General features: G+C 60.2%; 20 protein-coding genes and 4 pseudogenes. 12 read left to right on the forward strand and 12 right to left on the reverse strand.

The annotated features are described in order from the left end of the window. Positions 1-19 precede the first annotated feature (19 nt). Positions 20-3,199, reverse strand: coding sequence for a bifunctional diguanylate cyclase/phosphodiesterase (locus PQR53_RS37785; protein WP_408465543.1), 3,180 nt, complete (start codon positions 3,197-3,199; stop codon positions 20-22). A 239-nt stretch (positions 3,200-3,438) separates the two neighbouring features. Between PQR53_RS37785 and PQR53_RS37790 the strand changes: the two are divergent. Together PQR53_RS37790 and PQR53_RS37795 are read left to right on the forward strand one after the other, a co-directional pair. Continuing rightward, positions 3,439-3,561: pseudogene (locus PQR53_RS37790) on the forward strand (DDE-type integrase/transposase/recombinase); the annotation flags it as partial. A gap of 181 nt (positions 3,562-3,742) precedes the next feature. Next, positions 3,743-3,967 (forward strand): annotated as a pseudogene (locus PQR53_RS37795) (aldehyde dehydrogenase family protein); the annotation flags it as partial. On the opposite strand, the pseudogene PQR53_RS37800 reads toward PQR53_RS37795, so the two are convergent. Next, a pseudogene (locus tag PQR53_RS37800) lies at positions 3,957-4,202 on the reverse strand (type VI secretion system contractile sheath small subunit); the annotation flags it as partial. The pseudogenes PQR53_RS37795 and PQR53_RS37800 sit on opposite strands and share 11 nt — an antisense overlap. 700 nt (positions 4,203-4,902) lie before the next feature. Between PQR53_RS37800 and PQR53_RS37805 the strand changes: the two are divergent. The 6 genes and pseudogenes from PQR53_RS37805 (at position 4,903) to PQR53_RS37825 (ending at position 10,053) form a co-directional block, all read left to right on the forward strand. Next, a complete protein-coding gene (locus PQR53_RS37805) occupies positions 4,903-5,250 on the forward strand; it encodes a carboxymuconolactone decarboxylase family protein (protein WP_408465545.1) in 348 nt (115 codons plus the stop codon). A 258-nt stretch (positions 5,251-5,508) separates the two neighbouring features. Continuing rightward, positions 5,509-5,642 (forward strand): annotated as a pseudogene (locus PQR53_RS38965) (IS91 family transposase); the annotation flags it as partial. 152 nt (positions 5,643-5,794) lie between these two features. Beyond that, positions 5,795-7,384: an amidohydrolase family protein gene (locus PQR53_RS37810; protein WP_408465577.1), complete on the forward strand. Its 1,590-nt coding sequence runs from the start codon at positions 5,795-5,797 to the stop codon at positions 7,382-7,384. Between the two features lie 121 nt (positions 7,385-7,505). After that, entirely contained in the window at positions 7,506-8,468 is a 963-nt protein-coding gene (locus PQR53_RS37815; protein WP_408465547.1) for an ABC transporter substrate-binding protein, read from the forward strand. Next, the gene (locus PQR53_RS37820; protein ID WP_408465548.1) at positions 8,465-9,268 is read left to right on the forward strand and encodes an ABC transporter permease; all 804 of its coding nucleotides are present in this window, start codon (positions 8,465-8,467) and stop codon (positions 9,266-9,268) included. The genes PQR53_RS37815 and PQR53_RS37820 overlap by 4 nt, the downstream gene beginning before the upstream one ends. Next, a complete protein-coding gene (locus PQR53_RS37825; RefSeq protein WP_408465550.1) occupies positions 9,268-10,053 on the forward strand; it encodes an ABC transporter ATP-binding protein in 786 nt (261 codons plus the stop codon). The genes PQR53_RS37820 and PQR53_RS37825 overlap by 1 nt, the downstream gene beginning before the upstream one ends. 136 nt (positions 10,054-10,189) lie before the next feature. Here the strand turns inward: PQR53_RS37825 and PQR53_RS37830 are convergent, their stop codons facing one another. Both PQR53_RS37830 and PQR53_RS37835 read right to left on the reverse strand, forming a co-directional pair. Then, positions 10,190-10,948 carry a sulfite exporter TauE/SafE family protein gene (locus PQR53_RS37830; protein WP_408465552.1) on the reverse strand — a complete coding sequence of 253 codons (759 nt, stop codon included), beginning with the start codon at positions 10,946-10,948 and terminating at the stop codon, positions 10,190-10,192. Positions 10,949-11,019: 71 nt separating this feature from the next. Continuing rightward, the gene (locus PQR53_RS37835; RefSeq protein ID WP_408465554.1) at positions 11,020-11,610 is read right to left on the reverse strand and encodes a helix-turn-helix transcriptional regulator; all 591 of its coding nucleotides are present in this window, start codon (positions 11,608-11,610) and stop codon (positions 11,020-11,022) included. Positions 11,611-12,164: 554 nt separating this feature from the next. Here PQR53_RS37835 and PQR53_RS37840 point away from each other — a divergent pair. Further along, positions 12,165-12,713, forward strand: a complete 549-nt coding sequence (locus PQR53_RS37840; RefSeq protein ID WP_408465556.1) for a class I SAM-dependent methyltransferase — start codon at positions 12,165-12,167, stop codon at positions 12,711-12,713. A gap of 171 nt (positions 12,714-12,884) precedes the next feature. On the opposite strand, the gene alc is transcribed toward PQR53_RS37840, so the two are convergent. The 8 genes from alc to PQR53_RS37880 are packed head-to-tail and all read right to left on the reverse strand — an operon-like array spanning position 12,885 to position 18,910. Next, positions 12,885-13,889: an allantoicase gene (alc, locus tag PQR53_RS37845; protein WP_408465558.1), complete on the reverse strand. Its 1,005-nt coding sequence runs from the start codon at positions 13,887-13,889 to the stop codon at positions 12,885-12,887. A 41-nt stretch (positions 13,890-13,930) separates the two neighbouring features. Next, positions 13,931-14,599 carry a DUF1989 domain-containing protein gene (locus PQR53_RS37850; RefSeq protein ID WP_408465560.1) on the reverse strand — a complete coding sequence of 223 codons (669 nt, stop codon included), beginning with the start codon at positions 14,597-14,599 and terminating at the stop codon, positions 13,931-13,933. After that, positions 14,596-15,399 carry an amino acid ABC transporter ATP-binding protein gene (locus PQR53_RS37855; protein ID WP_408465562.1) on the reverse strand — a complete coding sequence of 268 codons (804 nt, stop codon included), beginning with the start codon at positions 15,397-15,399 and terminating at the stop codon, positions 14,596-14,598. The genes PQR53_RS37850 and PQR53_RS37855 overlap by 4 nt, the downstream gene beginning before the upstream one ends. Positions 15,400-15,404: 5 nt before the next feature. Further along, positions 15,405-16,079 carry an amino acid ABC transporter permease gene (locus PQR53_RS37860; RefSeq protein WP_408465564.1) on the reverse strand — a complete coding sequence of 225 codons (675 nt, stop codon included), beginning with the start codon at positions 16,077-16,079 and terminating at the stop codon, positions 15,405-15,407. Beyond that, entirely contained in the window at positions 16,076-16,759 is a 684-nt protein-coding gene (locus tag PQR53_RS37865) for an amino acid ABC transporter permease (RefSeq protein WP_408465579.1), read from the reverse strand. The genes PQR53_RS37860 and PQR53_RS37865 overlap by 4 nt, the downstream gene beginning before the upstream one ends. Before the next feature lie 18 nt (positions 16,760-16,777). Beyond that, positions 16,778-17,413 (reverse strand): urea carboxylase-associated family protein, encoded by a 636-nt coding sequence (locus PQR53_RS37870; RefSeq protein ID WP_408465566.1) that lies wholly within the window; start codon positions 17,411-17,413, stop codon positions 16,778-16,780. A gap of 11 nt (positions 17,414-17,424) precedes the next feature. Continuing rightward, entirely contained in the window at positions 17,425-18,042 is a 618-nt protein-coding gene (locus PQR53_RS37875; RefSeq protein ID WP_408465568.1) for a DUF1989 domain-containing protein, read from the reverse strand. Positions 18,043-18,061: 19 nt separating this feature from the next. Further along, the gene (locus PQR53_RS37880) at positions 18,062-18,910 is read right to left on the reverse strand and encodes a transporter substrate-binding domain-containing protein (RefSeq protein ID WP_408465569.1); all 849 of its coding nucleotides are present in this window, start codon (positions 18,908-18,910) and stop codon (positions 18,062-18,064) included. 279 nt (positions 18,911-19,189) lie between these two features. Between PQR53_RS37880 and PQR53_RS37885 the strand changes: the two genes are divergently transcribed. The 3 genes from PQR53_RS37885 to PQR53_RS37895 all read left to right on the forward strand — a co-directional run. Continuing rightward, a complete protein-coding gene (locus PQR53_RS37885) occupies positions 19,190-20,074 on the forward strand; it encodes a MurR/RpiR family transcriptional regulator (protein ID WP_408465571.1) in 885 nt (294 codons plus the stop codon). 951 nt (positions 20,075-21,025) lie between these two features. Next, entirely contained in the window at positions 21,026-21,784 is a 759-nt protein-coding gene (locus PQR53_RS37890; protein ID WP_408465573.1) for an SDR family oxidoreductase, read from the forward strand. Between the two features lie 52 nt (positions 21,785-21,836). Then, on the forward strand, positions 21,837-22,177 hold a 341-nt coding region (locus tag PQR53_RS37895; protein ID WP_408465575.1), incomplete at its 3' end, for an MFS transporter.

A 22,177-nucleotide genomic window follows, 5' to 3' on the forward strand; every position in this document is an offset into this window, starting at 1 on the left:
GAAAAAAGTACCGTGCCGCTCACGCCGCCATGCGCGCGGTACGCCAGGACCACAAATCGGCAGGCGACAAGGCCTTCGAGAACAGGAAACCCTGCAATTCGTCGCAACCGATGGTGCGTAGGATCTGAGCCTGATGCTCGCTCTCGACGCCCTCGGCGAGCACCCGCAGTCCCAGCTCGTGGCCGAGCTCGATGATTGCCCGGATGATGGCGAGGTCGGCCGGTGCATCGAGCATGCCTTGCACGAACGCACGATCGATCTTGAGGCGATCAAGCGGAAATCGGTTCAGATAGCTGAGGCTTGAGTAACCGATACCGAAATCGTCGAGGGAAAGCTTGACTCCAAGCTTGCGAATCGCGTTGATCGTGGTGAGATAGTTCTCCGCATTGTCCATCAGCACTGTCTCGGTGATCTCGAGTTCGAGCCGCTCGGGAGCGACTCCATACCGTGCGAGACTGTCTGTGAGCGTGCCGATCAGGTCTGCATCGCGCAGCTGGATCGCCGACAGGTTGATCGAGACGCGCAGCTGCATGAGCCCTTCTGCGTCCCACGCGGCGACCTGCTGGCAGGCTTGGTCTATCACCCAGGCGCCGATTGGAATGATGAGCTGCGTCTCTTCAGCGACCGGAATAAACTGCACGGGCGACACCGTGCCGATCTGCGGGCTGTTCCAGCGCAGCAGCCCTTCAACAGCGATCAGTTCACCCGTGTGCGCATCGACACACGGCTGGTATTCGAGCCGGAACTCGTGCATCGCGATCGCGGTGCGCAGGCACGCTTCGAGCGTCAATCGGTAACGCGCGCGTTCGGCCATGTCGGGCGCGAAGAACTTGACGAGGTTACGTCCCGCGCCCTTCGCCTGATACATCGCCGCGTCAGCGTTCTGCATCAGGGTCTCGATGTCCTCGCCGTCGTCGGGGAAAAGTGCCACGCCGACACTGCACGACACCGGCAGCGCGACGCCGCCGAGCTCGTGCGGCTGGCGCACGAGCGGCAGTAGACGCTCCTCGATCGTGCGGGTGACGTCTGCCGCGTTGCTGACGCCGTTGAGGATCACCGTGAACTCGTCTCCGCCGAGGCGGCTGACCGTGTCGTTGCTGCGCACGGCCTGCAGGAGGCGCCGCGAGACCGAGCGCAGCAGGTTGTCGCCGATGTGATGGCCCAGCGAATCGTTGATGTTCTTGAAGCGGTCCAGATCGATGAACAGCACCGCGACGCGCTGCCCCGTGCGACGCGCATTGCCGAGTACGACGCCAAGGCGCTTCACGAACAGCTCGCGGTTCGGCAGTTCCGTCAGCACGTCATGCTCGGCGAGGAACTGGATGCGGGCCTCGTTCTTCTTGCGGTCCGTGATGTCGATCAACGTGCAGATATAGTGCGACAGGTTCGCACGCCGGTCGCGCACGGCGCTCACCATAAGCCACGCCGGATAGTCGCTGCCTGCACGCCGCCGCACATGCGCTTCGCCATGCCATGCGCTCAGGCGATCGACGGAATCGATAACGGCCGGAAAAATGTCGCCTTGCTCCTGCGCTCCGAAGAGGAAAGCGGGCGCCTTGCCCGCCACGTCGTCGGAGCGATATCCTGTCGCACGATAGAACGATGCGTTGGCAGTCACGAGCCGTCGTTGCGCATCCAGAATCAGAATCGCCTCGGATGACGCCTCGAACACCTTGCCCCATAACTCGAGGCGCTGCTCCATCAGCTTGATCTGGTTGATTGGGGTGAATGCTGTCAACACGGCGTCGCGCCCCTGGAAGTCCAGGCGCCGCGCCGACAGCATGGCCCAGGTGGGTTCGCTGCCGGCCTTCCAGCGCACCTCGAATTCGTCTACAGCATCGCGGTCGGAGAGTTGTTGGAAGAAACGCGCGCGCACCTCCGAGTCGAGACCGAAGCCCCATGGGTCGACCATGCAGCCATTGAGCCAGGAAAGCGCCGGCCCGTTCGCGTGCAGCACCTCGTGCCCAGGGATCGCTGTGACGACCATCGGCACTGGGGTCGCCTCTACGAGAGCGTATTGCGCGGCTGACGCGCGCGCTGTCGCCTCAAGCTCCTTCTGCACGTCGCGCTCGCGGGCGAGCTGCGCCAGCATGTCGTTGAAGCCTTGCACGAGCTGGCCGATCTCGTCCTGGCTATGCCAGTTGGCGCGCAGAGAGTGGTCACCTGTGCGGCGCACGGTATCCATCACGCGCGCGAGCCGGCGCAGGGGCCGTGAGATCTGCTGCGCGACGAAGTACACCATGCTCAGGATCGCGCACAGCAGGAAGAGTGCTGTTCCGAGGTGCAGCCACATCCGCTCAAAGAGGCCGCGCACGCGCTCATGCAGAAGTCTTTCGAGCTGATTGCCGGTCACACTCCACGCGTCGCTTACGCTCATCACCACGCGCTGCTGAGCGGCATCGAGCGCGGCCAGCGTGACAGCATCCGGGCCGGCGTCGACGGCGGCGCCAGCCACACGGCGATACGCGTCGATCGCGGCGAGCAATCGCCCGACCGGTGGTCCGATCGTGCCGGTCAGTGTGCCGTTCGCGACCGAAGCTTCCGCATAGTCGGAGCGCAGCCCTTGCAATACTGCGTCGAGCTGCCCTTCCAGCACGAGGTAGCGGGTACGCATCTCGTCGCGGCTCATCCGTGCGGCGCGAAAACTCGCGCCCGCATCGTGCAGGTGGCGGCCGATCCGGTTGACGTCGCCGAGCAGTTCCGGATAGCGCAGGATCGACAGCGACATCGAATAGTAGCTGTCGAGATCCGGATCCAGAATCAGGTTCGACTGGTTGCCGACCCGCGTCACCAGTGCGCGCGTCGCTTCAAGGCCTCGGTCGACCGTCGCTGCGCTCGCATGCGGCGCCGAGCTGGCTGCAAGTGCATCGAGCACCTGTGCATTGATCCCGGCGCTCTGCATGTTCGCGCCAAAGCGGCGCTCGGCATCGGCGAGTCTGCTGGCAGTGCGCTGCAATTGGGCCGCAGTCTGCGGCTGCCCGGCGCCCGCGAGTGCGAAGTCGATAAGCGCGTCATGCACGGCCGCGACGTAGGCATTGCCGGTCAGCTCCTTGTCGGAGAAGTCAATCGCGATGTACTTCTCGTGGATCAGGATGCCGCTGATGTACAGCACTGCGCTCAGGTCGAGCAGATAGATCAGCAGAAGCTTGCGGCCGACGCGAAGACGTCCGAGAAACCGGAAGAACAGGTTGCGTTTCATGGGCGCTGTCGCTCGATCGCGAAGCTTTCGTCCCGGGTGCGGCAAGCCAGACGTTTCACTGCGTTTCTCCGTGCGGGGAACGTCGGACCTGGGTCAGGTCCGACGGCGGGAAAAGCCCCTGATCACGCTATCGACTAGTTGAAGAACTTCTTTAGCTTTTGCTTAAAACGCCCCAGGACGGTGCCGGAAACGCGACAACACGGTGCGAACATTTCGATTAAGGCTTTCCGGAGGGGCGTTCATGGAGAGTCGACGAAACATAAGTGAAAGGCCGTGGCAAATGGCTCTATCTTTACCGTGCAGTTGACCATGCAGGAAAGACGGTCGACTTCCGGCGCAGCGCCAGTAGACGAGAGCGTGCAGACGCTCGGGAGGTCCCAATGGAGGGCCGCTCGTGCTTCCGCCGGCGACATCGGTTTCGTCTGGAGTAGGCTGATAGGTCTCGCAACGGTAGGAACAAGCCATGCGGTTGATCATCGAAGCAAGGTTGTTCGACGGAGACAATCAGACGGTCGAGGAAGGTGAAGGCGTTCTGGCTGTGACTCAGTCAACCGGTTTCGCGGCACCGGACAGATCTGTATCTCCTCGACACGCTTTCTGATCCAGCGCGGCGTGTACGACGAGTTCGTCGAACACTTCGTGAGCGCGGTACGCACGCTCAAGGTGGGTGACGGCATGCAGCCGGGCACGCAGGTCGGCCCGCTCGCCAAGGCGCGCCAACTGGAAAAGAGGGAGGCCTTGGTGGCCGACGCAATGGCGCGCGGCGCGGCTTCATCGACTGCATACGGCTGTCGAAGTTGTCGACGTCGATCTCCACTGCCTTGCGCTCTTCAATTGGTGCGAGATTGCCGGCATTCGCGCCGGACAGATCCGACATCACGCCCATTACAAATGGGATTTGTACTTTCTTTTGCGCGCCGTACAGCTCCACGTCGTACTCGATCTGTACGCGTGGCGCCCGATTCCGCGCAATGAATTTTTGACTGCTCTGTCTCCTTGCCATGCGCTTGTTCCTTCGATGTCTATAAGGTTTCAGGGATTCGACGCGGTCGTGTGATGAGGACCGGCCGGTCCGCGATGGACTTTCGTAATACCGCAAGCATCGTCCACGTTCATAGAACAGCGCAGCCTCGCGATCTATTCCACAATTCGTGAATCGATGCGCTCGGACTTCCGGCCATGCCCGCAGTCGCCTTCCCAAAACAGAACAACCAGGACGCTGCGAATATTCCATGCACCGGCTGACAATTTATCGAGACCACGCGGAATGAATGCGCGCGACTCGTAATGACGCGTAATCTCGATCCGGCGGCCGAAAACGTTGTGCACGTGGCAGTGTTCGACGCCCCATTCTGATTGTCGGCGTCTGCGACCGCAGGCAGACTGAGTTGATACAGGTAGTTCGTTGATGGTCGCAGTCAGCAGGATTAACGCGACAAAGCCTCTTTAGGTGCGGCCGGCCGACTATCCAGCCCGTCGGCGCGGGCAAGTAAGATGTCGCGAACGCGTGGCACGCTGCGCCCGGAACACTTCCATTTATCGGGCCGCCGTGAATCGCGCTGTATCGATGACAGAAAACTGCTCGACTATCGTTGGGCCCGGACATCGTCAAAGCCTCTTCAACAGCCGGCGCCAGGTGAGGATCGTGGCCCGGGAACGACTCGATCGTTTCAAAAATCGCTTTCACTCAAAAGGTAACTGTAATGCTTTTAGACTGGAAATCCTTGATTCCCAAGATGGGGCGAAGCATGAAGGAGTTCTCGGACCTAAGCCCCGCAACCATGAGCGGCTATCGAACGCTGCACGCCGCAGGATCAGAGACAGGCCATCTCGATGCGAAAACGCGGGAGTTAATTTCGCTGGCTGTTGCCATAACCACACGATGCGACGGCTGCATAGCCAACCATACCAAGAAGGCCATTGAGCTTGGCACGAGCCGCGAAGAAATCGTGGAAGCGCTCGGAGTAGCCGTTGCGATGAATGCTGGCGCAGCGCTCGCTTACTCGGGACGCGTGATGGATGCTTTCACCGAGCTGTCTACCAAAGAGTGATCACGTCGCTCAGTTGAAAGCAGGCGAAGTACGGAACAACTCTTCGGGAGAACGGTCGAACGGCATCCTGCATATGAGCGCACGGCGCAAATGGCGATCCGAAGCGGCGAAAGGCCTGTCCGTCACATTTGTCGCGCCGGGAGCCGGTTCCCGTCCCCCTGGATCTGTCGATGAGGCCGCGTGATTGATCCGAGAACGAGCAATGAGAGATACCGGCAACATAACGCGTAAGGCAGGTTTGATCTTGCTCGCTCTCACGGACTGCAGCGTATCTGTCACTACGGGTTCCTCAGCAACCGGCGCTGCCAAACCGGACTCGCCGAATGCCGGAACCTGCTTGAGGTCGCACCGTCGCGGCGAGGACGACCGGTGAGCCCAGCCAAGACCTTAGAGTCAGTCAGATATCAACGTCCATTCAGTGAATGCTCCGAGGCGTTGACGACAAAATAACTTTCCTTTAAGGTCGAAACCGTTGAAGGAAGCGCTCCTCGTTCGTCATAGAGGATATCGGGTTGGCGTGCCCGTCCAGCAAGAGGTGATCGCGATGCGCGACAACCCTGTTGGGCCGGTAAACGCTATTTCGGCCCATCCACGCGCCGGTGCAGCCCCGCTCACCGTCATCAAGAATGTCTGCATCCTGACAATGGATCCTGCGAACCCGCAATGGGCATGCGCGGATATCGTCATTGAGAATGGAACGATCAGCGCGATCGGACCGGGCGTGTCCCGAGGCATCGTCAATCAGCACATCGTGATCGATGGAACCGGCCAGATCGTGATGCCCGGGCTGATCAACGCTCACTTCCATTCGCCGACCAACTTTCTCAAAGGCGCGCTGGATAGCCTGCCGCTCGAACTCTTCATGCTCTATGAGGTGCCGAGCACGCCCGATGCAGCGGTGTCCGCCCGCGCCGCCTACGTGCGCACGCAACTAGGCGCCGCGGAAATGCTAAAGCTGGGCGTCACCGCGGTCCAGGATGACGCCTTCTTCCTGCCAGCACCGAGCCACGCAGAAATCGACGCGGTGATGGGTGCGTACCGAGACATCGGCATTCGGGCAACCGTCGCGCTCGACCAGCCAAACCTCCCCGAAATCGCCAAGCTTCCCTTTCTCGGTGAACTCGTTCCAGCGGAACTCAGAGGCCGGCTCGAAGCGCCCGCCGCGATGGAGGCAGACGACTTACTGCGCCACTACCGCTATCTGATCGACACCTGGCACGAGCATGACGGCGGCCGGTTGCGTGCCGCGGTCTCCTGTTCGGCCCCACAACGCGTGAGCGTCGACTATCTTCGCTCGCTCGACGAATTGAGCTCCGCACACGACCTGCCGTTCTATATTCACATGCTGGAGACCCGTCTGCAGCGAGTGTTCGGCGAAGTGTGCCTGAATGGCCGCTCGCTCATTCAGTACGTCGACGACCTCGCCCTCCTTTCCGAGCGAATGAATGTCATCCACGCGGTGTGGATCGACGACACGGATATCGGCCTACTTGCCAAAGCCCGCGCGCAGGTCATCCACAATCCGATCAGCAACCTGCGTCTGGGCAGCGGCGTCATGCCGTTCCGTCGGCTTGCGCAGGCCGGTGTTGCCATCGCGCTCGGCTCGGACGAAATCATCGCGGACGATGCGGTCAACATGTGGTCTGTAATGAAGACAGCCGCGCTCATCCATACGATTGGGGACCCCGATCCCGATCGCTGGCCCGTGGCCGGTGAGATCCTGCGCTGCATGTTCGAAGGTGGCGCGACCGCCATGCGTCAGGCCGACCGGCTCGGGCGCATCGCGCCGGGCTACCAGGCCGATCTGGTCATGCTCGATCTCGACACGCTGCCATTCACCCCGCTCAACGATCTTGCTCGCCAACTCGTGTACGCGGATGCGAGCCGTGCGGTGGCGATGACGATGGTCGCCGGACGCGTGGTCATGCAGGACGGCAAGCTGCTGACCATCGATGAAAAAGCACTCCGGCAGGAAGCCCGCACGATCATGGCCGAGGCCAGCCATCAGCGCGAGACCTTGATGCGCGAAGCCGCCGAATGGCTGCCGCACTATCGCGCGATGTATCAGAAGACGCTCGATGTCGATGTCCGTATGAATCGTTGGGTCGGGGACGCAGGCCCTAAACCAATTTGATTTTTTTGTCCTTCTGTTTCGCACATTCAATCACGTTCAACATTGATTAGGGGTACATCGAATGTCACACCATTTAAAATGTAAGCTCGCAGCGACTGCCGCCCTGATTGGATTGGGCCTGGTGTCGGCCGCCCAGGCCGCGCACGCGGAAGACAAAACGATCCGCGTGATCTGCAACAACTGGTCGGGATTCGCCCCCGTCTTCGTGGCGAACGATTTGGGTTACTTCAAGAAGCTGGGCCTAAACGTCTCCGTGAAGTTCGACGACGAGCAGGCGGATGCGCTCGCAGGCATCGCCCACGGCGACATCGAAGTGGACATGCGCACGGTCGACGACTATCAGCGCCGCCCGCGCAGCCCTTCGACGCCGGGCGTCATGATCGGCACCATTGACGAGTCCAACGGCGGAGACGGCGTGGTCGCGGATGGTTCGATCAGGAAGGTCAGCGATCTGAAGGGTAAGGTGGTGGCCATGGAAACGGACATTCCCGCCTATCTCCTGCTGCAACTCGAGCTGAAAAAAGCCGGACTCAGCTACAAGGACATGAGCGTTAAGCAGACGGCGGGATCCGACGCGCTATCGGTATTCTCGGACCCGAGCGTGGCGGCGATCGGTACCTTCCAGCCATTCATGAACAAGGCGGTCACGGTCGACAAAAAACGCGGCGCGCACATCCTGGTTTCGTCGGCCAGCTACCCGGGTACGATCGTCGACGCCATCATCGTGAACCAGTCGAAGCTAAAAGCCGATCCGACCGCTTACAGGAACTTCCTGATCGGCGTGTACAAGGCAATCGCTTATTACAACACCAGGCCGGCGGACTTTATTCACCTTGCCGCCCCTCACTTTAATTTGAGCGACAAGGAGTTTCAGGCTAGCATCGACGGCAGCCTCAGCTATACGTCGATCGATATGGCCAGGCATTATTTGGGGGCTGCCGGCAAGCCCGGCTCGCTGTACAAAACCTTCGATACGCTGATGCAGCTGAACCTCGCGAACGGTGCATCGGACCACACTCTTTCGGCAGCCGGCTCGTTCGACGGTTCGGCTTTGCAATCCATTTCGGCTAACGATCTCAAGTGACCAAGCCGCTTGCCAACGCTTTCGCCTTTCGCGGAAGTATCAGTCGCCGGGCCAACGTTCTCGTCGGCCTCGGCGCCAGTTTTTCCGTGCTGCTTGCGTGGCAGGTATCGTCATGGAACGGCTGGATCGATCCGACCTTTCTGCCGTCGCCGATCGAGATCGCACAAAGCCTCTGGACCATGAATCGCGAAGGGCAGATCGCCGGCAACGCATTGATCTCGATCGGGCGGATTCTCGCTGCGTTCGCGTTGTCGGCGGTCATGGCGATCCCCACTGGTCTTTTGATGAGCAGCTATCGTCCGGTGAACGCGGCACTCGAACCGATGGTGGATTTCATCCGCTATCTGCCGACGCCTGCGCTAGTGCCGATCAGCATCATCTGGTTCGGCGTGGGCGAGGAAACCAAGATTTTCCTGCTGTGGCTCGGAACGTTTTTTCAGCTCGTGCTGCTAGTGGTCGACGATGCGAACCGCGTGCCCAACGAATACATCGAGATCGCGCGCACGCTCGGCGCGCGCCCGTTCCAGATTCTGGTGGATGTCGCGTGGCGATCGATGCTGCCCAACCTCGTGGACAATCTGCGCATTACGCTCGGCTGGTGCTGGACCTATCTGATCATTGCCGAAATCGTCGCCTCAGACAGCGGCCTCGGCTTCGTAATCTGGAACGCGCGCCGCTACATGCAAACTGATCGGGTGATGGCCGGCGTGTTCGTGATCGGCATCATCGGGCTCGTCAGCGACCAGGCCATTCGCGCACTGCATCGGCGACTATTCCGCTACATCCGGAGCACTGATTGATGAACATCCGCACAACCGAGTACCTGGTCTTTGACGGCGTCACCAAACGCTTTGGCGAATTGCCCGTCGTGGATACGCCGTTTCATCTGACCATCCCTCGCGGTCAGTTCGTCGTCTTTCTCGGCCCGTCCGGCTGCGGCAAAACGACGCTCATGCGCATGTCGGGCGGCCTCGACACACCGAGCGCTGGCGAGATCCGGCTGGAAGGCGAGCCGGTCGGCAAGCCTGATCAGCGGCGCGGCATGGTGTTTCAATCGTACTCGTCGTTTCCCTGGCTGACCGTCGACCAGAACGTGGCCTTCGGCATGCGTTACCGCCCCGATCTGAGCAAGGAGGAAAAGCGCAGGCGCACCGATCACTATCTGCGCCTCGTCGGACTGCAGGAATTCGCCAGCGCTTATCCGAACCGGATCTCCGGTGGCATGCGTCAGCGCGTGGCGATCGCCCGCACGCTGGCTGCGGGTTCCGAAGTACTGTTGATGGACGAGCCGTTCGGCGCGCTCGACGCGCAACGGCGCGAGCAACTCCAGGTGGAGCTCCGCCGCATTCAGAGCGAGGAGTCGCGCACGGTCATTTTTGTCACGCACGATGTCGAAGAAGCCGTTTTTCTTGCCGACAGGATCATCGTATTTTCACGCCGTCCCGCGCGGGTGATCGAGGACATCGACGTGACCTCACAGTTGGGAAGTACGCGCACCCTCGCGCTCAGAGACAGCGACGCGTTTTTCCGCATGAAGACGACTATCGTTCAGACCGTCCGCGAAACGGCTGCCAACGAATACTGACTGCCTCTGACTCCGTACACCCTAAACCTGATCGCTATCAGTTAATGACGAACCTGTCATCGTTCGGCAAAGGTGCCGTCAGCTAGCGCATCGCTCGATTCTGGACGACCGTCCCGGCAACGTGACCACGTTGAACTCAAAACCAGTACCGGTAAGCGTAGATAATTGTCATAAGGGCACCTGCAGCGATCACGATCGAACGTACGATGCCTGCAGGCATCGTACGGATCAGAAGTCCTCCCGCGTACCCTCCTGCGAGTGCGCCTGTTAACATGACGACGGTCTGCTGCCAGGCAACGATTCCCCGCACAATGAACAGCGCCGTAGCGGCGACGCTGACACTCGTTGCTAGAAGATTCTTCAGCGCCTTGATCGCACGCAGTTCGCCCGCATTGAAGATGGCGAGCATGGCAGTCAGGAGAATGCCGAGGCCCGCGCCAAAAAATCCACCGTATATCGAAGCGCCAGCGAGCGCAAACAGCGCGCCGACATGTGGGGAGCCCCTTTCCGTTTGACGCTTCAGTGCCCAAACCTGAAGACGGGGCGCGGCCACGAAGAGCAACGTGGCACCCCCTATCAAGGCGGGTAACGGAAGAATAATTAGACGCTCAGGAAGGACCAGCAGCAATAGCGCGCCTGCCAGGCCACCACCTGCCGACATCGCGACCGCCAGCATCAGCGAACTGTCGAAACGTGGAAGTTGCCTCCGGTCGACGAGCGCGGCGATCAAATGTCCCGGCGCGATGGCTACCGCGTTCGACGCGTTGGCAACGACGGGCGGTAGCCCAGCGGCAAGCATCGCGGGAAAGGTAATCAGGGTCGCGCCACCCGCCAGCGCATTGACCATTCCGCCGGCGATACCGGCGATCAGCAGGAGTTCCGTAGTCGTCGTCATCGTTCACATCCGCAGCTGTCTAACCGCGGCACTGTGCGCTCAATGAGCGCACAAGTCTGGAACGTTTGTGATCAGCGCATGGCACGCCGATAGGTAAGCGGCGTGACGCCAAATATCTGTCGAAACAAGCGACCGAAATGACTCTGGTCGGCAAAGCCCAAGTCACTCGCAATGCCCGCAATGGAATCGGCAGTGCCCAGACGCATTCGACCTTCATTGAGGCGGTGCACGGTGCGGTAGGCTTGAGGTGCCATACCAGCGGCGCGCCGGAAACTACGACTGAAATGTTCGCGACTGACGTCGAGGCGGTTCGCGATCTCGGCCATGGATCCCTGGGCCAGCCCGGCCTCGATCAGATGCAAACCGGTCCGCGCGTTACGCTGAGTGCTCGACGCCCCGTCGCGGAATTTCTCTTCGATCAGAGCAAAGAATTGCTCTGGCGCGACTATGTCGTCGACCGGACGCTCAAAGTCGACAATCGTCACATCGCCGCCAAGATCGATCCGTTGGCTGTACGCGTTGATGCAGCACGTCGATGCATCGAACAGCGGCAAACCATGATGGACCAGTCCGCCGGGAATCAGGAGGCATTGCCCGGCTCGCACAAAAACAACGCGCGTACTAACGCGAAGAGCGCGACTCCCCCGCAGGACCGCAGTCATTTGAGCCTCACGGTGAAAGTGCGGTTTCAGTGACGGTACAGCCCCACCTGACCATGATCCGTACTCGACGATGGACTCGCGACTCCCGGGGCTATATATCCAGCGCGTCGTACTCACGATCCGCTCGACATCACTTGGAGGTTGAAGGAAACAACATAACTTCCCGGCATGGCACAGATCCCCAATAAGGCTCGCTCCCTTGCGAGACTAAGCGTGCAGGTTACTCGACTGCCCGTGCAGGTTACTCGACTGCCGTTCATGCTACAGCATAACCGGATGCACTTCAGGCTGGCGGCCGCCCAGACGCTGGCGCGCCGACACGTGTTTCACGACGCGGGTTTCTCCGCAGCGACCATTGCAGTTTCAAAGTTGAGGAACTCGCCGTTGCTCGCCGTGCCATCGCTGTTGCTGTCGATCAGTTTCAAAAGCATGGCAAACTTGTAATGTCCGTGTCCGTCTCATGTTAACCACTACCTGATATCCTCGACACGGTCTCCGCAATTGCATCACGACACGGATAGATCCGTAGACCGTCGAGCGTCGTGTTTCCTCACATGAGCCTGAGTTTCTTCAAACAGTGGTTAAAAGCCCCTGCAACCGTAGGTGCAGTGGCTCCCTCGTCGCGCTGTCTTGCCGACGCCATGGCGGACGGTGTCGAGTCGTTCGAGGCAATCGTCGAGGTGGGCGCCGGCACCGGCGTCATGACGGAATCTCTCGTGCGCCGGCACCCATCAGCGCGGCTGATCGTATTCGAGCTCGGAGATCAATTGGCCACCGAACTGCGAGAACGGTTTCCTCAGGCGCATGTGGTCGGCGGTGCGTTTCATCAGAACGTTGCGGTCCTGCAAGACCTGCCAGCGAAGACGCTTATCGTCTCCGGACTGCCGTTTCGTTCGCTTTCGTCTGGTGTTGTCGAACCGACTGTTGCGGCCTTCGCCGAACTCCTTTACGCGGACCGGGCTCGACGTCTTGTGCAGTTCACGTATCAACCGCGCGTCCCGTTCGTCGCCCCTATAGGTTTGCGTTGGCACCGCATCAAAACAGTGTGGTTGAATGCGCCGCCAGCGAACGTCTGGCATCTCAGCAGCAAGACTAACTGGTGAGGTAGCGCTACGCGTGCCATATAACCCGTGCTATACGGTGCAACTATTTAGGACGTATGGGCGCCCGGCTGCCTCAACTTGCCTGAAACGACGACGCCCATGCTGTCGGGAGAAGGCCAACACGACCGGCCACTCCTCAGGGCCAACCGCACATCGGTCAGGCGGTTTGGATCAACCCGCTGCGCGCCCGACCAGGCGAAGTCGCGACACCCCTCCGTCCGGCAGAATGTTGAAGCGCACATGGGTAACCTGCATGGTCCGTTCAGGCGTGAACGAATGCAAGCAGTCCATTTCCAGCTTCTGCTCGTCGAGCAACACGGGCCAGAACATCGACTGGGTAATGAGCGATTCGTCGGTGCCTGCCGTAACGAATGCGCCTTGCAGCGAGCAACGGTCCGCGAAATTGCCTTTGAAATGCGCGGTATCGATATCGATCCTGCTGATTTCGCCCGGCACCGCAAGTTCGACGACGCACCAGTCACCGCCCGGTTCGCGACGTCGGCGGGTTTCCCAGCCTTCGCCCATGTCGGCCGCGCGCGTGGGCAAAAGCAGATTTGACGCGAGGCCGTAATGCTGGTTGTTCGCCGCGACCATCCGCGCACCATTCATCGCTGACGCAAGATCGAGTTCTGCGTCGGGCGCGAGTTCGCGATGCGGCCGTCCGAACACGCGCAATCGCGCGACGCCGCCGTCCGGGTAAATATTCAGGCGTACGTGCGTGTAGACCGCGCCCTCGGCCGCTTCGATTGCTCGAAAGTGATGCGCGTTGCCGCTCAATGCCGTCGCGGAGATCACTTCGGTCCATTGCGCGTCGGCGGATGGGATGTCGTCATCCGAGCGGCACGCGTCTATCGATGCAGCCGGAGGAAAGTTGCCGGTGAAATGGCTCGTATCGATATCGACGCCCATCAGTTCGCCCGCTGCGCCGAGCTTGACGATACAGAAATCGTGGCCGGTCACGCGCTTGCGACGCGATTCCCAGCCGTCCATCCATTTGCCGTTGTCATCGTATTTGCCGGGAATGAACACGGCCGGCTCCGGATTCAGCATGCGAGCCATTGGCGCGAAAAAATCGTCACTGGTTAACACTGCTTGTGCGCCGAGACGTGGGTCTGCGAGATTGATGCCCGTACGCGTGAAGGCTGGCGCGTTCGGGTCGAAAGTGGGAATGGCCATGTGTGTGAGCGTCTATCCGGGATTGTTGAAATGATGAACGCTCAGGCGTCCGGAACCCACGATTGCGTACCTTGCAGATGGGAGGCGAAGTCGTCGAGCACGGCAATGTCAACCGGTTTCGGCGTGTTGTCGCCCTGCCCCTGAATTTTGACGATATCCTGCGGACACGCGGAAAACGCAACGAAGCAATCCATCTCGGCGCGTAGCGTGATGTATTCACCAGGCTTCGTGACGGTAGGCAACGTATGCAGCGTGATGCCGTCCGGTTGCACGCGAATATTCATGAAGATATTGAACGAAGCGAGGTTCTGGCACGGCGGGGTTACACCGAGTTCGAACATCCCTTCAAACATGTTGTCGCAACAGTTGCGGTGATAGCCGCGCACGCCGAGCAGTTCATAGCGTTTGCGATCGCAGGCCGCCATGAAGGTGTCATGGACGCCGGGGGTCGTGTCCTCCACGACGGTCAGCACCGGATTACGCTGGTTGGTCACGAAGCTGTCTCCAACCACCGGATTGAGCCGCTGGTTCCAGACGCGCGTGGTCTCCATGCACATGTATTCGTTCAGGTCGTACGCGTTCCAGGCCCAGCAGTCCACGACTTGCGTGCCGTGGGTATTGATGACGCGTACGGCCTGCCCCGCTTTCAGTCGGACTGCTTTGCCGTGGCCGGCGGGAACGGTTACTGCGGGTTGATCTGTATAGCTCATGAGCGTGAATTTTCCGGGGTAAAGCGGTAGAGAAATTGTTGAAGTCGCGGCGACGACGGCGTGGCGAGTACCTGTGCGGGCAGCCCCTGTTCGACGATGTGTCCGCCGTCCATGAAAATCACGCGGTCTGCGACATCACGTGCAAAGCCGATTTCATGCGTGACGACAATCATCGTCGTATCGTTCTCGGCGAGTCCGCGCATCACGGCCAGCACTTCGCCGACCAGTTCGGGATCGAGCGCGCTGGTCGGCTCGTCGAACAGGATGACTTCCGGCGCCATCGCGAGCGTGCGGGCAATGCCGACACGCTGCTGCTGGCCGCCCGACAGGTTCGCTGGCATCGACGTGTGCTTGCCGCCCAGGCCGACCTGGCGCAGCGCTTCGACGGCGAGATCAGTGGCGGCGAGATGGTTCATCCGTTTGACCGACAGCAATCCTTCCATTACGTTTTCGAGCACCGTCATATGCGGCCACAGATTGAAACTCTGAAACACCATGCCGATGCGGCTGCGCTGCGCGCGTATCTCGCGCTCAGGACGTGGGCTCGTCGCGCCATTCGGGTTCTCGCGCAAGCCGATCCGCTGGTCGCCGATCCAGACGGCGCCTTCGTCGGGCGGTGAAAGCCAGTTCAGGCAGCGCAGCAGCGTCGATTTTCCGGAGCCTGACGGACCGAGAACGCAGACCGTTTCGCCGCGTGCTACGGTCAGATCGACGCCGTCGAGTATGCGGTTCGTACCGAATGATTTGACGATACCGCTCGCCTTCAACGCTACGGGCGGCGTACTGTCGGATAAGTTCATGCTGATCACCTGGGCCGGGCGACCCGATGGGCGCGGCCGAGACGGCGCTCCCAATGACGGGTCGAAAAGTGGATGACGGACGTCGCGGCCCAGTAGACCATTGCGACGACGAAATAGACTTCGAGGGGCGCATAGGTGTCTGACACGACGGCCTTCGCGGCAAACATGAATTCGTGCACGGAGATCACCGATAGCAATGCGGAATCCTTGACAAGGCCGATCAGCAGACCCGTCAGCGTGGGCAGCAGCAGCGGCAACGCTTGCGGTGCGATGATGCGGCGCGCGATCGCAACCGGCGACATGCCGATCGCAACTCCCGCTTCGACGGTTCCAACGGGCACGGCGGCAACAGCAGCCTGAATCACTTCTGCGACGTACGGACCGTAATAGACCGCCAGCGTGACCGTGCCGACCAGCGGCGCAGGCAGCAGCACACCGAAATCCGGCAATACGAAGAACATGACATACAGCAGCACGAGCAGCGGCAAGCCAAGCGTCAATGCCGTGTAGCCACGAATCACCGCGGCCAGCCACGGACCGCCGCGTCGCTGGCCGACCGTCAGCAGCATGCCGAGCACGCCCGACATCACTGAGCCGGCCGCACACAACCAGACCGTGCTGCCGAGTCCTGCTGCAAGCGCCGGCCAGTAGCCGGACAGAACGCTGAGATCGAAGGTCATCGCGCGACTCCCGGCGCAACCCGCTTGACGCTGGGTTCGCGCGGCGAACGCTGTGCGCGGCGCGCGGCATAGATGACCGGCAACGCGACCGCCAGATAGCCAACGCTGACCAGCAGCATCACTTGCGTCGACGTGTAGGTTCGCGCGATCACCATCTGTCCCGCGTACGTCAGTTCGGTGACGGCGACGACCGACGCGAGCGGCGTAGTTTTCAACAGGATCGTGAATTCGCTGATGAGTGCGGGCAGGCTGGCCTTCAGCATCTGCGGCAGCGTGATTCTCAACGCGATGCGCCACGGCGCCATACCGAGCGCAATCGCGGCTTCGTACTGGCCAGGCGTGATCACACGCAGATTGCCTCGCAGGATTTCCGCCGTGTAAGCGCCGCTATTCAGGCCGAGCGTGAGCGCGGCCGCCAGCAGCGGACGGCCGCCCAGCCCAATCAGCGGCAACGCGAAAAACAGCATGAACAGTTGCACGAGAGCGGGGGTGCCGCGCATGAAGCTGATATAGAGCCGCGCGGCCCAGCGCAACGGCGCGACGCGTGTCAGTTGCATCGCGAGCGCAAGATGGCCAAACACGAGACTGCCGGTTGCGCCGAACAACGTCAGTTCCACAGTCAGCAGCCAGCCGTCGATGAGTGTCGGCAGGCTGTGGATCACTTGCGGGTCAAAGCCCATCACGGCGGATTCCCGGAATCAGAGTTGGTCGAGTTCTTCGAGCGCCGACAGTTCGAGCGCACCTGGCGCGTCGTTGCCGGGAATGCCGGTGCAGCAGGCCGACACAATGAATACCATGTCCGACACCACCCGGCACGCGACGAAATCGCCAGCTCGCGTTACGTTGGGCAGCGGTTCGATACGGCCATCCTGATGCAACGCCACGTGCATGAAAAGGTTGATCGGGTCGGGCATTTTTGGCGGCTTCAGGCCCAGCGATTGAATCACCGCGCCGACCGATTCGACGCAGCCGGTCTGTCCCGCGTAGCCTTGGGCCGCGAGATACGCGGTTGTCGATGCCGGGAGCAGCAGATCGTGTTTGCCGCTCGAATCCTTACCGAGCACCATCAGCGCGCGACGGCGATTGCTGACGATCCGCATGCCCGCCTGCAGCACGTACGAATTGCTGAACACGCGCGTGTGATGAACCGACATGTACACGTCGTCGTTGGTCCGGCTGAAGCCGAACATGGACGCAACCGCGCCCGGCTCTTTCGCCTCGATACGCAGGATCTGGCCTGCCTTGACGTCGATCGCACGCGATTCACCCGCAGTCACGGCGATGGTTTGCGGAGGCAGCGGTGCGCGCGAAGGCGGTTCTTTGAGAAGCAGCATGTTGAGTCCGTTCAGGCGGCGACAGGCGTCGCGGGCAGGATTGAAATGGCGATATCGGTCACCTTCAGGCCGTTGCCGGGAATGATGTCCTGCGGACACGACGACACTGCGCACACCAGATCTTCGAGCACGTCGAACGTGATGTAGTCGCCGGGCCTGCTGGTCGGATCGGTCACCTGCATCCGGCAATCCTGCGTGACCGGGCCGTTCTGAAACAGGTTGAACGGCTCGGGCACATCGAACGGCGACAGCCCGTACAGCGCCAGACCAGCGTGCATGTTGTCGAGGCAGTTGCGATGCCCGGTCACGTTGAAATCGACCGTGAAACGCGTGTCGTCGCAGGCGGGCACGTTGGCATCGTGAATGCCGACGGTGTCTTCAACTACCCGCAACAACGGGCGCCCCAGCGACGAATACAGCGCGTCGCCGACGTTGAAAAACAGCGTCCGAAGCTGGCGGCGCGTATGCGTCGGCGACAGCTTCTCGCCATGGTTCGAGTTGACTACCGCGACGAAGTCGGCGGCTTGCTGACCTTCGACGTCCATGATGGTCAACCGTTGGCCCGCCTTCACTTCGAAGGTACGTCCGTGTCCTGCCTTGACGGTGAGAGTCTGTACTGGATCTGTCATCTGATTCGGTCTGCTCGATTTACTGCGCGGGGATGAAATCGGCTGTCGGCGTATCGAAGGTCACGCCCAGGTTGGCTTTTTGCAGGCGTGCGAGTTCGCCGGACTTTTTCATTGCGAGGATCTGGTCGCTGATTGCCTTGTTCAGACGCGTATCGTCCGGGCGGGTCGCCCAGGCAATCCATTGCGACGGTCCGAACTCACCGGTTGATTTCAGCTTGCCCGGATTCTGTTTAACGACACCCGCGAGCACGGTCATATCGTCGAACACGAAATCGGCGCGGCGTGTCATCAATGCAGCCACTGTCTGATCGACGCTATCCACGCTGATCAGCTGGATCGGTGCAAGACCTTTGGCCTTCAGCGTCTCGTTGAACTGCTTGAGGATCTGTTCGGGGGCGCTCGCGCTCTTGACCGCGGCTGTCAAACCGGCGAGAGACTCGATGGTGGCTTGCTGCGGAATCTTTTTGAAATCGGCGCGCACCAGAGCACCGTTTACGGTCTTGCTGGTCGGCACTATGAAAGCGAGACGCTTTGCACGTTCGGCGGTTACGTTCAGCGCGGAACCTTCGACATCGAACGAATGCGCGAGCAAGCCCGGGATGATCCCGCTGAATGCCATGCGCTGATATTCGATTTTTACGCCCAGATGTTTCGCGACCGCAGCCATAACGGCCGGATCGAATCCGACGATGTTGTTGTTGGCGTCGGTGTATTCGTACGGTGCGAAGGTCGGATCGATCGCGATGGTCATCGTGCCACGACTCTTGATGTCGTCGAGCGTATCGGCGTTCGCGGCTACCGAGTGGACTATTGCGCCGAACGGAAACAACGCGGCGAGGACAATGCTGGAGAGGCGATGTTTTAACATCAGTGAGCTCACATTGAGAGGTGGACGACGCCTCCCAAATGCATGATCCATGCCAACCCGACGTGAGAAACGTAGGTTTCACAAGTTAACCATAAAAAACAAGTGTTTCTACAGTGGTTTGCGAGAAACACACATTTCACATTCCACGGTCCGATTTATAATGACGTTATCGACAGATACCGCCTGACTGCACCTGCTGCGTGCGAGAGAGCCCCGATGCACGTTCGCGGTGCCGGCATTGCACCACGGCGGGCACTCCATTTACTCACAAGCATCGACATGTCAAAAGCTCAAACGAAGCAGGAAAAGCGCACACCGCAGTCAATCGAGAGTCGCATCGCCGAATGCTATGACGAACTGTCCGAGATCGATCAGCGGTTGGGAGATGTCATCCTGAGTGCGCCTGGGCAATTGGCGATGCAAACCGCCACGGAACTAGCGGCGACTGCGCAGGTGTCGAAAGCGACCGCGACGCGTTTTTTTCAGAAGCTCGGATATGCGTCTTATGACGACGCGCGTGCGATTGCGCGCGCGGCACAGGTCGGCGGGTCGCCGTTGTATCTACAGGATCGGGGCCGCAAGAATGCCAGTACGAAACTCGACGACGTGATTCAGGCGCATTTGCAGCATGAGGTCGAGAATTTGGCGAACACGTACCGGTCGCTCGACACGCGGATGCTGAGCGAGGTGGTCGAGGCAGTTGCGCACGCGAGGCGCGTGGTGATCATCGGGTACCGGCATAGTCATACAGTGGCCACGATGATCAGGCGCGAACTGATTCAGGTGCGCTCCGACGTGATGTTGTTGCCTGCGCCGGGCGACACCATGAGCGAATATCTCGGCGACCTGGCCGCGAAGGATGTCGCGATCATCGTCGGCTTGCGGCGCCGTGTCCCGGCGGTCGGTCTTGCCGCAGCTGCACTCGTCGAGGCCGGCGTACCGATTGTGTATATGTCGGATGTCATTGCTGGGAAGCCGGCGCGATTGGCGCGCTGGGTGATCCGTTGCCACACGGATGGCCTGATGCTGTTCGACAGCAATGTCGGCATGACTGCGGTGGTCAATCTGATCTGCTCACTGGTTGCCGAACGTCTGCTCGAGCGAGGCAGCAACCATCTACAGCGGGTCGAAATATTGCACGAGAAGTTGCGCGAGTTCGAGTGAAAACGTAGAGATTTTTCTCGAGAGCCTGCCGCATCTGTTGGGCAGAGTCGAAGCTTCCGCGAGTAATGTTGGGGGAATGAGCAGCGATCGTTGACGATTTTCATAGCTTGTCGAACGTCACAAGCCGGTCGCCCGCAAGTTGTGCTCGCCTGGGGTCGAGATAACTTGCCTGGCGATTATATGGGTTGCTCGCAAGTAGCTACTGCACATAAGTGAACCAACTATGAATGTATCTACATCATGCCGAGGGAGATGCAGTCCAATCAAAGGAAGCAAATGCACCTGAAGCGGACTGGAAATTAAATCTCTATAAAACTCAACTCCGTCATTAATAGAGCCTTTCCGCTTCGCGACCTCTTCTGACACTGAAGCAACTGCGCTGACAGCGAAAAATCCGGACAGGATAAGCCACGCTTTTTGGACCAAAGAGGCCTTACGCCAAGCTATGGCAACTTCGTCAATATCTCCCTTTAGACCCATGGACTCCTCCGCGCCTTAACCCCGCGGTTATACATTTTAGCCGCGAAGCGTTGTCAGCCACGTCCATGCGACCAAAGCCCGCACTCGCAATGACCTTGACCGTCGAGGACAGCGCGGCCATGTGCAACAATCAACGGTCTGGTGCGTTTCAGACATGGTTTTTTCCTTTGATAGACAGACGTCGAGGGACTACGAAACCGCAGACAGGACCATCAATGTTGATTGGATGAATCAACGCCTCGAAATTGATTCGCCCCTTATTCGTCCCCCGCGTACCCTGCGCGTTGTAATCCGTCTTTTTCCATGCCCCTCGTTCGTCCGCTGCCGGCAACGCACGCATCAGGAAAACCCTGGTGCGATCTCCGCCGGCCAAGCCCTCAGATGTTGATTCAATGAATCAAGATTGCTCGACGCATGGCGCGAATGCAACTCTCTTTCTCGTGTTCAACTGAATTGTCGAGAGGAAGTGAAATGCCCGCATCGAAGAAATTCGCAGCCGTTACCGGCGCCGGCTCCGGCATTGGCCGAGCCGCCGCCGTGGCGCTCGCCAACGCTGGATTCGCCGTCGCGCTGGTCGGGCGCCGAGCCGAGCCTCTGCTGGAAACGAAGGAGGTAATCGGCATTGCCGGCGGACAAGCGCAGGTATTCCCGGCCGACGTTGCCGACGCAACATCGGTCGAGCACGCGTTTTCGCAGATCGCCGAGACATTCGGCCGGCTCGACGTGCTCTTTAACAACGCGGGCCGCAACGCGGGGGCCGTCCCCCTGGAAGACTATGAGGTGGATTTCTGGAACGATGTCGTGGCCACCAATCTGACCGGCGTCTTCCTGTGCGCTCGGGCTGCTTATCGCTTGATGAAAGCACAGTCGCCCCAAGGCGGACGGATCATCAACAACGGCTCGATCTCAGCCCACTCGCCGAGGCCGCGTATCATCGCCTACACGGCAACAAAACACGCCGTCACCGGCATCACTAAATCGATCGCGCTGGACGGACGCGCATTCAACATCGCCTGCAGCCAGATCGATATCGGCAACGCGGCCACATCACTCACGGAACGCATGAACTGCGGCGTACTGCAAGCGAATGGAAGCACGGCACCCGAAGCAAGAATGGACGTGACGCACGTAGCGAATGCGGTCGTGCATATGGCCAGTCTTCCGCTCGAGGCCAATGTTCTCAACATGACCATCATGGCGACCACCATGCCTTTCATCGGCCGCGGATAACGCCCTTTCGCCAGATATAAAAGAACAACAGGCTGATATTCTGGAGACACCGATGAAAGTCGTAGAAGAACAAACATTACCGGCGCCAAACCCGGCTTACGTGGATACCGCGAAACGCTCCAGGGTGCGGTATGTCGTGCTCTCGATGTTGCTCGTGGCGACCATCCTCAATTTTGTGGACCGGTCGGCGCTGGGCATCGTTGCCCCGGGCCTCTCGAAGACCCTGGCGCTCAACAAGATGCAAATGGGCGAGCTGTTTGCGGCATTCGGCCTTGCCTATTCCATTGCTCTCGTGCCCGGCGGTGTACTGACCGACATTCTCGGCTCGCGCCTCGCCTATGCACTGTCTCTCGTCGGCTGGTCGCTCGCCACGCTGACGCAGGGTCTCGCGAG

The organism is Paraburkholderia fungorum, assembly GCF_046027605.1.
GTDB classification, from domain to species: domain Bacteria; phylum Pseudomonadota; class Gammaproteobacteria; order Burkholderiales; family Burkholderiaceae; genus Paraburkholderia; species Paraburkholderia fungorum_F.